This is a genomic window from Alteromonas infernus (assembly GCF_902705815.1).
On record NZ_CACSIG010000008.1, the window covers coordinates 295,280 to 307,725 of the forward strand.

7 protein-coding genes are annotated in these 12,446 nt (G+C 46.6%); 3 read left to right on the forward strand and 4 right to left on the reverse strand.

Annotated features, from left to right (window positions below):
- Positions 1 to 67 precede the first annotated feature (67 nt).
- The gene (locus ACX5J7_RS03240; RefSeq protein ID WP_498706090.1) at positions 68 to 2,350 is read right to left on the reverse strand and encodes a sensor domain-containing diguanylate cyclase; all 2,283 of its coding nucleotides are present in this window, start codon (positions 2,348 to 2,350) and stop codon (positions 68 to 70) included.
- 261 nt (positions 2,351 to 2,611) lie between these two features.
- Between ACX5J7_RS03240 and plsB the strand changes: the two genes are divergently transcribed.
- Entirely contained in the window at positions 2,612 to 5,068 is a 2,457-nt protein-coding gene (gene plsB / locus ACX5J7_RS03245; RefSeq protein WP_498706092.1) for a glycerol-3-phosphate 1-O-acyltransferase PlsB, read from the forward strand.
- Positions 5,069 to 5,303: 235 nt separating this feature from the next.
- On the opposite strand, the gene ilvA is transcribed toward plsB, so the two are convergent.
- Both ilvA and ilvD read right to left on the reverse strand, forming a co-directional pair.
- Positions 5,304 to 6,851, reverse strand: a complete 1,548-nt coding sequence (ilvA, locus tag ACX5J7_RS03250) for a threonine ammonia-lyase, biosynthetic (protein ID WP_474375621.1) — start codon at positions 6,849 to 6,851, stop codon at positions 5,304 to 5,306.
- Positions 6,851 to 8,701: a dihydroxy-acid dehydratase gene (gene ilvD, locus ACX5J7_RS03255; protein ID WP_498706095.1), complete on the reverse strand. Its 1,851-nt coding sequence runs from the start codon at positions 8,699 to 8,701 to the stop codon at positions 6,851 to 6,853. The genes ilvA and ilvD overlap by 1 nt, the downstream gene beginning before the upstream one ends.
- Positions 8,702 to 9,128: 427 nt before the next feature.
- Here ilvD and ACX5J7_RS03260 point away from each other — a divergent pair, with 427 nt between their 5' ends.
- The gene (locus tag ACX5J7_RS03260) at positions 9,129 to 9,746 is read left to right on the forward strand and encodes a trimeric intracellular cation channel family protein (RefSeq protein WP_024017259.1); all 618 of its coding nucleotides are present in this window, start codon (positions 9,129 to 9,131) and stop codon (positions 9,744 to 9,746) included.
- A gap of 254 nt (positions 9,747 to 10,000) precedes the next feature.
- The gene (locus tag ACX5J7_RS03265) at positions 10,001 to 11,515 is read left to right on the forward strand and encodes a YifB family Mg chelatase-like AAA ATPase (protein ID WP_024017260.1); all 1,515 of its coding nucleotides are present in this window, start codon (positions 10,001 to 10,003) and stop codon (positions 11,513 to 11,515) included.
- A 37-nt stretch (positions 11,516 to 11,552) separates the two neighbouring features.
- On the opposite strand, the gene ilvY is transcribed toward ACX5J7_RS03265, so the two are convergent.
- Entirely contained in the window at positions 11,553 to 12,425 is an 873-nt protein-coding gene (gene ilvY / locus ACX5J7_RS03270) for an HTH-type transcriptional activator IlvY (protein WP_278384132.1), read from the reverse strand.
- Positions 12,426 to 12,446 lie beyond the last annotated feature (21 nt).

Consider the following 12,446-nt stretch of genomic DNA (forward strand, 5'->3'; position numbering starts at 1 on the left):
CACTTAGCGCGTCTTTTCCGATACCTTCGTTTTATTCCACAGCATAGAGAACAAGCGCCTTTTACATTTATCCCCAAACAACCTGATTTCGACCTTGCTCTTTAGCTTCATACAACGACTTATCTGCAATTGATAAGAGTGCGCTAAAATCGGCACCATAGGTATCTTCTATAAAGGTAGCGCCTATACTTATCGATAGGTTTATTGTGTCGCTTTTGTAGTTGACTATCGTCTCTTCAACCGCGACACGTAACGCCTCTAATTGCGCGCTAATTTCGCTTTTTTCTTTGCCTAAAACGACAAGCGCAAACTCTTCTCCGCCAAGTCGCGCGACGACATTCGGTGGCTGATTGTGTTTAGCGATTTTTCTGGCAACAGTTATGAGGGCTTGATCGCCTGCATCATGTCCATAGGTATCGTTTACTTTTTTAAAGTGATCGATATCGACGATAGCAACACATCCACTGCCGTGGTAATCTGATAATTTGATGCATTCATCTAAAAATGCACGCCGATTGAACAACCCCGTCAGAGAGTCAGTCATCGCTAGATGACGCAACTTTTCTTCTGCAACAGCGCGCGCTTCTTCTAACTCTACTGCATAAAAAAGACCCGCTAGCGCGTCTAATAGGGGCTGTAAAAACTCCGCATCTTCTTCGGTGTAGACGTCAAATTTATTAGCCAACCCGATCATACCGACTACGCGGTCTTTCACCTTAATAGGCAGCCCCAGAAATCGGCTAATGCGGGGGTGTCCTTTCGGAACCCCCTTTGCATTAGGATGACCACCAGAAACGTTACTAATCGTAATCTTGCCCGTCAATATTGTGGTGCCAAACAGGTTGTCGAAATTGTCAAAATACAAGTTCCGCTTTTTATATTCTGTATATTGAGAAAAGCTACTGCTGTCCCACACTACTTCTGATATAGCGTGAATGAAGAGCTTTGCAGATGCTTCTTTGCCTTTCATTTGCCCAATAAACGCAAACTGACTATCAGAAATATCTATAAGTTCAGGCAAAACATGCTGGCATGCCATCGTTAAATCATTATTTTGAAGATAAAAAGCGCGGGTCTTATTAATAAATTGTAGAAGCTGGGTTTTCTTTTTCTCGTGAAGCTCACTTTCCATTCGCTGCGTTATATCTCGATGGATGCCTGCGATGCGTATAGGCTTTCCCTGTGCGTCGCTTTCTACAGTTTTGCCGTAGCTTTCTACCCACACCCAAGTCCCGTCAGTGTGCTTCATACGAAAGCTGGTATTAAATGCTTTGCTTTTACCAACAAGGTGATCATTAAGCTGTTTTTCTACCTGAACATAGTCAGCAGGGTGTATGAGCTGCCGGAAAAAGCGCGCACTTGTATCGTAATACTCATATTCGAGGCCAACGATATCACACCAGCGTTTGTTAACTTGATTGACGTCGGCAGCTAAATTCCAGTCCCAAGTGCCCAATTCAGACGCTTCCAAAAGTAAACGCATGCGCTGGTTAGTTTTATTTAGCTTATCCTCTACGTACTTTTGGTCGCTGGTATCAAACAAAAATGCCTGTACAGAGTACACAATACCATCTTCGCGAAAATTAGCGGTAGATATCATGCTCACCCAAATTGTTCGTGTAGGCGTAGTAATTTGAAGGCGACAGGAGTGAGTTTCTACACCCTCCATGTGTGCTTGCATAGCAAAGGTGAAGTCGTTGTCGGCTTCTTGAGTGATAACGTCGCTCAGCTCGACATCGCCGCTCAATAAATCTTGAGAAGATACTCCCAGTACACGTTCACTGTTTTTAGAAATGTACACCAACCTTAAAGACGTATCGTAGCGCCACGTGGCCAATACAATGGGCGATTTTTCAATTAGTCCATGCTCTCGCTTAAGCGCTTCATGTTCTTTAGAAAGTGATATATGTTGGCTAACGAGCGCTCCAATTTTATTAAGTACCTCTAGGTGCTTGTCATCAAACTCTCGATGCACCGTATCAATTAAACACACTGCACCAATAACTTGTTTATTTATTTCTATTGGCGTCCCAGCGTAAAAGCAAATATTGGGCTCACCCGTGACAAGTGGGTTATCGCTAACGCGAGGATCATTTTGCGCGTCAGCTATCACTACTTGATTATGCTCATCAACGACAAAACTACTGAAGGAGTGCTCTCTACTCACTTTGCTAAGCTGAGTGCCGAAACGCGCTTTAAACGTCTCTTCGAACTCGCCCACTACACCGATTAACGCAATAGGTACCCGGAATGCACCGGCTAAGACAAGCATTAAATCGTCTAAGTCTAGTGGTACTTCGCTGTTAAGCATAAAGTCATCAATCGTTTTTAAGCGCGTTTCGTCATCCACTACTCTTATCTCATTAGCATCACTTAATATAAAAATAGTAATAAAAAAACCTTATCGCTATTAAATTCCGCTGGTTTTCTAATGAAGTATAAAAAGCACGCTTTATAATAAGGAGATTGAGGGAATCCTCGCTTATCTTTGAACTTGTTCAATCACATGAAGTCATTACAGCAAGTAAAGCAATGATATTGGCTTATCGCGAGATTGTGACGCGATTGTGTTACACTCCCCTTGTTTTTATTTCATAGGATTACATAGTTCATGTCGTGGATGCGAAAAGCCCTTTTGTCGGTATTTCATTATCCTGTAAAGTTACTGGTTAAAGCCCATAGTATTCCAGTTAACGTTGAAACCGAATTAGGAATAGATAAAAACAAACCTATCGTTTATCTACTTCCCACCAACTCAGTGACAGACCAACTTGCATTGAGAATGTCGACCCAAGCTCTAGACTTACCCAGCCCAACTAAGACCTTAACGCTGGCAGGGAGAGAGTATTCATCGACGTTGTTTTTGCGAAAAACACAACCGCTTTTCCGCTCGTCGGCAAAAGACACGGGAATTGAAGAAGTCTTTACAGACCTTTTCCACCTGCACAGAGACCATGAGAATCTCGATTTACAAGTTGTGCCGGTTTATGTGACATGGGGCAGAGCACCAGGACGCGGTAACCCGGGACTGAGCGACCTTATTGCTGATAAGGCTGCACCCAGCTGGTTGCGCAAGTTATTCATCGTGCTGTTTTTAGGCCGTGACAACTTTATCAATTACTCTAAGGCCGTTTCGGCGCGCGCCATGTCTAACCAACACGGTAGCGATCAGAGTATCGCTCATAAGCTCGTTCGGGTTGCCAGTACGCATTTTCAGAGAAAGCGCCAAAGTATGACGGGCCCTACGCTATTAGAGCGTCAAGAGCTCAATAATAGCGTATTGGGGTCTGATGCCGTACGCCGCGCCATTGCCGAGGAATCCAGAAGCAAAAAAGTATCTCACGACAAAGCAAAAGCGCGCGCCCAGTCATACATTACCGAGATTGCTGCAGACTATCGCGAGGGCCTTATCCGGTTTGGCGACAGGCTGCTTACGCGTATCTGGAACAAAATCTATAACGGCATAAGCGTAGGGCACGCCGAACGAATTCGCGAACTTGCTGCAAACGGACATGAAATTATTTATGTGCCGTGTCACCGCAGCCATATGGATTACCTACTGCTCACTTACGTGATTTATCACGAAGGCATGGTATCGCCCCATATCGCAGCTGGTATTAATCTTAACTTTTGGCCCGTAGGTAAAATGTTCCGCCGTGGCGGTGCGTTTTTCCTGCGTCGCAGCTTTGCAGGCAACAAGCTGTATACTGCTGTTTTCAGAGAGTATTTAGAGCTACTTTTCAACAAAGGCTACTCGGTGAAATACTACCCTGAAGGCGGTCGTAGCCGCACAGGTCGTCTTATTCCGCCGAAAACCGGCATGTTAGCCATGACCATTCAAGCCATGTTGAAAGGGGTGAATCGCCCTGTGAGCATCGTGCCTGTTTATATTGGCTATGAAAACGTGATGGAAGTGAAAAGCTACCTTAACGAACTTAAAGGGTCTAAGAAGAAAAAAGAGTCAAACCTTCAAGTCTTCTCTGCTATTCGTAAACTTAAAAATTACGGCCACGGATATGTGAACTTTGGTGAGCCCATTGCGCTGAACCAGTTCCTTGAAAGCCATGTGCCTAACTGGCGCGACTGTAGAGATGCTGAGCCCGAGAAGAAGCCTGCGTGGTTAACGCCTGCGGTTAATGAACTTGCTAATAACGTGATGACGCGAATTAACCGCGCAGCCGCGTTAAATGGTATGGCGCTTACATCGCTGTGTTTACTCTCTTCAAAAACACAAACCATGAGTGAGGCCGAGCTAAAACAGTCTATTGGCGATTTTATGGATTTGTTTAAAGCTGTTCCATTTAGTGACGACGCCACCATTCCTGATTCAACGGCAGAAGCATTGCTGCGCGATACGCTGAAACTCGGACGCTTTGATATTAAAGAAGATGACTACGGCCGGTTAATTAGCCCGCAGCCTAAGTCAGCGGTTTACCTGACATATTATCGCAACAATATTTTGCACTTATTTGCGATCCCAGGTCTTGTTATGGCCTCTGTTTTCGCGAAAAAAGGCACGACTAAGAACGATATACTTCAGCTAATTGCTGCACTTTATCCTTTACTGCAAAAAGAGCTTTTCTTGCATCTAACCCAAGATGAAGCTCTTGCTTATACTGACGCACTGATTACCGCACTGCTCAATAATGGGTTATTGCGTCAAAAAGACAAAGAGCTATTGCCCCCTGATGCTCACTGTAAACAATTCCATTCTGCATGGCTGTTAAGCCGCTGCATGCAGGAAACGTTACAGCGTTATGCCGTTGTGCTTACCATTCTTGATAAAGAAAAGGTAATTAGTCGAGGCGCCTTAGAGCGTGAGAGTAAACAAGTGGCCGAGCGTTTATCCGCCCTGTACGGGCTAAGTTCACCAGAGTTTTACGACAAGAACGTGCTGTCTAGCTTTATCGGCGCACTTAAAGAAAACCATTGGTTAGACTCTGAAAAAGATGGCAGCCTAAAGTACTCTGAAGAATGTGAAGCGCTTCGACAAGATGTAATGGCGCTAATATGGCCTGAAATGATGCAACATTTAGAGAATGTAGCGCTTAATGGTCAAACTAATTAAAGCTCGCCATTAACACTATCTATCAAAACGTAAAAAGCCCATGCTGCTGCATGGGCTTTTTTGTGCACCCTTTACCTTTGTTTGACACCGGTAAAAAGTAAGCCGTTTTTCACTTAAAGGTAAAGTGGCTCGTTGTAATGCCGCCTTGTATCGCTTCTCGGTAAACCATGGCTTAACGTGAAACAATGCAAGGCGATAACTTGAAAAGCCAAGCGCCTGCGCTCAGCGTTTTAATTTAGGCGGGTTGAGACAAGAAAAAACGATAAGCTGGATTATCCGTGACTTCTTCCACCTTGTAACCTAATTCGGCGACGTGCTGGTTAAAGTCATCCCGGCTTTCAGGCGCAATATCAAAGCCAGCTAACACTAGCCCCTCGGCTGCACCGTGGTTGCGATAATGGAATAAAGTAATATTCCACTGCTCGCCTAAGGTGTTTAAGAAATTCAGCAATGCTCCCGGGCGCTCCGGAAATTCAAAGCTAAATACCTGCTCGTTCAAGATAGTAGGTGGGCGACCACCAACCATATGACGTACGTGCAGTTTTGCCAGCTCGTTGTCACTTAAATTAACGCAGTCATAGCCTTTGCTCTCAAGGTCACCTTGCAGTGCAGCAAACTCTTGCTGACCGCCTTTAAGCTTCACGCCTACAAAGATATGCGCTTCACTTTCACTGGCATAGCGATAATTGAACTCGGTAATGGCCTTAGCCCCCACGCACTCACAAAACTGCTTGAAAGCGCCTTTGGTTTCAGGAATTTTTACCGCAAAAACTGCTTCTTTCTGCTCGCCTAATTCACAGCGTTCAGAAACATAGCGTAAGGTATGAAAATTGATGTTTGCGCCACACAAAATGCCACCAAGCTTCTTGCCCTTCAAGTCGTACTGCTTAGCGTATTTGCGAATAGCGGCCACAGAAAGGGCGCCAGCAGGTTCAGCAATAACCCGGGTGTCGTCGAAAATATCTTTAATTGCGCCACAAATTTCATCATTGGTAACGGTAATGGTTTCGTCAATTAAACGGTTACATAAACGAAAGGTTTCCTGCCCCATGACTTTGACCGCCACGCCATCGGCAAAAATACCGACGCTTTCCAGTTCCGTAGGCTCGCCTTGTGCTTTCGCTTTAATGAAACACGCCGACTCTTCAGACTCCACCGCCACAATCTTAATGCTGGGCTTTAGCTGCTTTAAATACACGGCAATCCCGGCAGCTAAGCCACCACCGCCCACGGCGATAAATAAAATATCAAGGTGTGGGTTTTGCTCTAATAGCTCTCGCGCAACCGTACCTTGGCCTGCAATTACATCAGGGTCGTCAAACGGCGGTACGAAGGTATAGCCATGGGTCTCACACAGTGCTTTAGCATGGTTACTGGCTTGGTCAAAGCTGGTGCCATGCAATACCACATTCACGTTTTCACCACCAAAGCGACGTACTGCGTCTACTTTAATGTCAGGGGTGGTTTCCGGCATAACGATGGTTGCCTGAATACCCTTCATTTTTGCGCTATACGCCAAGCCTTGCGCATGGTTACCGGCAGAAGCACCAATAACCCCGGCTTTAAGCTGAGCTTCACTTAGTGAACAAATACGGTTGTAGGCACCACGCAGTTTAAAGCTTTTAACCGGCTGCTGGTCTTCCCGCTTTAGGAAAATATCATTGCCAAGTTCCGCAGATAGCAGTGACATGTAAGAAAGCTCACTGGCCACAGCCACATCGTAAACGGGAGCGAGTAAAATCTTTCTTAGATATTCGTGGTCGCTAACGTGCTGGCCTGCCATTATAAATCGTCCAGTTTGCTTACATCACGTACCGCACCCTTATCAGCACTGGTTGCTAGCGCTGCAAAGGTTTTAAGCGATGTTGAGACTTCACGAACGCGATCCTTAGGTTTCCAAGGTTTATCGCTTGCTTCCATTTTTGCACGGCGTTCGGCGAGCGCTTCATCGGAAATAACGATGTTGATGCTTCGGTTAGGGATATCTATTTCAATCTTGTCCCCGTCTTCAACTAAGCCAATACCGCCACCACTTGCCGCCTCAGGAGAGCAATGACCAATAGACAGGCCGCTAGTACCACCGCTAAATCGGCCGTCGGTAACTAATGCACAGTGCTTGCCTAAGCCTTTTGATTTTAGGTAAGAGGTTGGGTAAAGCATTTCTTGCATGCCCGGTCCGCCGCGCGGACCCTCGTAGCGAATAAATACCACATCGCCTGCTTTTACTTCGTCACCTAAAATACCCGCTACCGCATCGTCTTGGCTTTCATAAATACGCGCTGTGCCGTTGAATTTTAAAATAGACTCATCCACACCTGCGGTTTTAACAATACAGCCGTCTTCTGCCACATTACCGTAAAGTACAGCGAGTCCACCTTCTTGACTAAACGCATGTTCAATCGAGCGGATACAGCCGTTTTCGCGGTCGTCATCGGCTTCATCCCAGCGACAGTCTTGGCTAAACGCCTTAGTCGTTCGAATGCCCGCAGGTCCCGCGCGATAAAAGGTGATCGCGTCTTTATTTTCAGGGTTAGTGATATCCCACTCGCTGATAACCTCCGTAAGCGACTTACCAAGCACGTGATTAACATCGGTGTTCAGCAGGCCCGCTTTGTTAAGCTCGTTTAAAATACCTAGCACGCCACCGGCACGGTGCACGTCTTCCATGTGGTATTTAGGCGTCGACGGCGCCACTTTACATAAGTGAGGCACTTTGCGAGACAGGCGGTCGATATCATCCATAGTAAAAGGCACTTCACCTTCCATCGCTGCTGCTAACAAGTGCAGAATGGTATTGGTTGAACCTCCCATGGCAATGTCAAGGCTCATAGCGTTTTCAAACGCTTTGAAGTTAGCGATATTACGGGGCAATACGCTTTCATCATCATCACCGTAGTAGCGCTTGCAAAGCTCAACTATTTGCTTACCTGCTTGTTTGAACAGCCCTTCACGGTCAGCGTGAGTAGCAAGCATTGAACCATTGCCCGGTAGTGATAAACCTAACGCTTCGGTTAAGCAATTCATGGAGTTAGCAGTGAACATCCCTGAGCATGAACCACAGGTAGGGCAGGCTGAACGCTCAATTTCATCGGTATCTGCATCGCTCACTTTGTCATCAGCAGCCGCTACCATGGCATCAACCAAATCTAGCTTGATAAGCTGGTCTGAAAGCTTGGTTTTCCCCGCTTCCATCGGACCGCCCGATACAAAGATTACCGGCACGTTAAGGCGCATTGATGCCATCAACATTCCCGGGGTTATCTTGTCACAGTTAGAGATACAAACAATGGCATCGGCGCAGTGCGCATTTACCATATACTCCACCGCATCAGCGATGATTTCGCGAGACGGAAGGCTGTAAAGCATCCCGCTATGACCCATAGCGATACCGTCGTCTACCGCTATTGTGTTGAACTCTTTTGCAACACCACCGGCTTCTTCCACGCTGTGCGCTACCAGTTGACCAAGGTCTTTGAGGTGAACGTGCCCAGGTACAAACTGCGTAAATGAGTTAGCAATAGCAATAATAGGCTTGCCGAAATCAGAATCTTTCATTCCGGTTGCACGCCATAGCGCACGAGCGCCGGCCATATTTCTACCTTGTGTGGTAGTTGCAGAACGTAACTTGGGCATAAATCCTTCCCGTTAATTTTAGGTGCTAGGGTTTAATGCTAGACCTTTATGTGAAACTTAAAAACAGTGGTAAACCAGTAATGCTTTGGCTTGTTTTCCAATACGCGCTGTTTTACTCAAAATTGCATGTCATACTGATGATGTATTAAATCATCTTAGGTCGTTCAAGCGAAGGGCGACAAAGCCTCACTGCTCACAGACCAGTAGCGCTTTGTTTTATATGATATCTTTGACTTACAATGCCGTATTCCTTTGGCATTATAAAAATGAAATGTTGTTTGTTAGGGGTTATGGCTTTACCCCTACACGCAACGCGCAGTAAACCGCGAATTGGTATTGCGCAAAGAAATAGCATGAAACACACGGCTTGATCAAGTTTTTTGCGGTAGAAATAGCGAGTCTTCAGAGTAGTAAAAGGGTAATAAGCATGTTCGATTGGTTTCACTGGCTAAACCTGGCAGGCGTTGCGGTATGCGCAATTTCCGGGACTCTTATGGCCTATCAAAAACGCATGGATGGGTTCGGCGTTGTGGTGCTAGCCAGTGCTACTGCCATTGGTGGCGGTACGCTGCGCGACGTTATGTTAGATGTACCTGTGTTTTGGATTGCCGATACCGACTATTTGTATACCACTCTCATTGCGGCTTTTGTTCCCATCATCTGGCTTCGAATAAGCCCGCGATTTCCCTTTCACTATTTGTTAATCGCCGATGCTTTTGGGCTAGCACTTTTTAATGTAGTAGGCATAGAGAAAGCCCTAGCCAACGACACAGGCATGGCAGTGGCGGTAGCAATGGGCACCATTACTGGTGTTTTCGGAGGGTTGTTACGCGACGTCATCTGCCGCGAAGTACCGCTGGTACTAAACGGCGAGCTTTATGCGATGACCTGTATCGCTGGCGGTATTGTATATGGCATCGCACTTGAATTTGACCTTGCTACCCAGTGGTGCGGGATCGCAGCTCTTGCTACTACCGTGCTGTTTAGACTAGGTGCCATGCGCTGGCACTGGCAATTACCCGTCTTTTATAACGATCACCATTAAGCGCTTTAGTTAACGCTTCGCTGAGCGCATGCAGGCCAGTGAAGCGTTAAAATAGGCAAGACCAGCACCGACCTCATTTCCTCTTTAAACAATAGGCCCGCATTTTTTAATTCCGTCGATATTCACTCCCTCAGTACAGTTACAAGTTTTCTTCACACCCACTACAGTTGAGCCTTGCTGCGTTTGCTCTGCATGAGCGATGGATGCACTAAACTTTGAAATAAGAGATAAAGACACAGGGGTGAGTAAGGCTTATGGGCATGGCTGTGGTTAAAACTTTTGCAGGCCAAGGCGTTACTGCGCCAGAGGTGAGCGTAGAAATTCATTTGGCTAACGGCTTACCCGCCTTTCAACTAGTGGGCATGGCTGAAACCAGTGTAAAGGAAGCCCGTGAGCGTGTGCGCAGCGCCCTTATCAACAGTGGCTTTGAATTTCCTGCCAAACGAATAACCGTTAACTTAGCTCCCGCTGATATTCCTAAGTTCGGCGGGCGATTCGACCTTCCCATCGCCGTAGGTATACTCGCCGCTTCCGGCTATATTTCAGATACAAGCTTATTAAATATTGCCTTTGTGGGCGAGCTTGCTTTAAACGGAGAAATAAAGCCGGTTAACGGCCTTATTCCCGTCGTAATGACAGCCGCAAACGAAGATATTGCTTTGGTTTACCCTGGTGACAATGACGTTGAAGCCGCACTTGTATCCCACGCTACGCGCTTTCCCGCGTTTGATTTACTGTCTGTTTATGAACACCTTACTGGCAATAAGAAATTGGCAAAGGGACAGCCTTTTGCTTCACATTCGCCTAATAAGGTGCAAACAGGTTGGGATGATATTATCGGGCAGGAACAGGCTAAACGGGCGTTAATCATTGCCGCAAGTGGTGCGCATAATCTACTAATGGTGGGGCCTCCCGGCACGGGAAAGAGCCTGCTAGCTAGCCGTATGCTCTCGCTACTACCAGATATGAGCGAGGAAGAGGCCCTTGAAGTAGCCGCCATTCATTCAGTAAAAGGTGAAACCTTACACGCCGAGCGCTTTTTAACGCGTCATTTGCGCTCTCCCCATCATACCAGTTCTGCTGTGGCGCTTACTGGTGGCGGTTCTAATCCGGTGCCGGGCGAAATATCGCTGGCCCATAACGGTATTTTGTTTTTAGACGAATTGCCTGAATTTGGACGCAAAGCGCTGGATGTATTGCGTGAGCCCCTTGAAACTGGCGATGTACACTTGTCGAGAGCTTCAGGAAGCGCTACGTACCCAGCTAATTTTCAGTTAGTAGCAGCGATGAACCCAAGCCCGACGGGTGATATTGATGATAATCGTCTGACACCACAGCAGCAACTTAACTACTTAAATCGCCTCTCTGGGCCGCTTCTCGATAGAATAGACATCCAGGTAGAAGTGCCCCGTTTGCCCGACTACGACCTGCCAGAACGGGCCAATATGCCTAACGATTCATTATTTGACACCCGCCAACGGGTTATTGAAGCAAGGCATAAACAACAAGCGCGCCAAGGTAAACCTAACGGTGCGCTGCATGCGGGCGAGCTTGCCGATATTTGCCTACTTGATGATGCAGACTTACGCTTTTTACAGGCAGCCGCGAAACAGCTGAATTTATCCATGCGTGTGTTTCACCGCACGCTAAAGGTGGCCAGAACCATTGCCGATCTGGAAGGGTCACAGGGCGTACTTCGCGCTCATATCGCTGAAGCGTTAGGCTATCGCGCATTAGACAATTTGATAAAACAACTTAGTGCTAATTAGCCGCAAATGTTTACGCAAGCGTAAACGAAGCCTCACATTATGGTCTTGATGATAAGTTTAGTTCCATAAAGGCATTTATCAGCGGCTCGTTCTGCTTGTCCTGCAAGCAACATAAACCAAGCGCATAGGGCTCTATATCATCTACCGGTATCTGAGTTACCGCATTGGCCATACTGGAATGATCAAGTACCACTTTTGGTACAAAGCCTACACCACACTCTAGCGCTACCATGCTTACAATGGCCTCGTTACCACCGACATACGCATACACGTTAGGGCGAATACCGTGCTCGGCAAACCAGTGATATGCCGTGCGTCGTGTTGGACCGGTTTCAGGCATGATCACCTGATGTTTGGTCCAATCTAGCTGACTTAATTGGGTCAAGCGCCATTCTCGAGGAGCAATAAGCACCAAAGGCACGTTATCAAGCGCTGTGAAATGTAAATCCGTTGGCATATCAGGGGTGTAGATGGCAATAGATAAATCACACTGCTTACTTTTAACTTTCTCTATGGCAAGGGCAGGGTCACCGGTTATTAAACGTATATCGACCCCAGGGTGCTGCTGACTGAACTGCCTTAGCATAGCGGGCAAATGGCTTTGACTGGCAGTTACCGAGCAAAATACACTGAGTTCCCCTTGAAGTGCATCGCTATCTTCTTTTAAATCAATTTTCAATTGCTGCCAATCAGCTAACGCTTGTTTTGAGAAGGACAATAACTTGTGCCCGCTATGGGTGAGCGCGACTTTACGGTTATCCCGTTTAAACAAGGTGCAGCCTAACTCGTCTTCAAGACGCTGAATAACACGGCTTAACGTAGATGGCGATACATACATGGCCTCAGCGGTGACGCCGAAGTGAAGGCTGGTAGCCAGGTGGTTAAAGAGCTGTAAACTGCGAAAATCCATAAACATTTCACTTTATGCAAT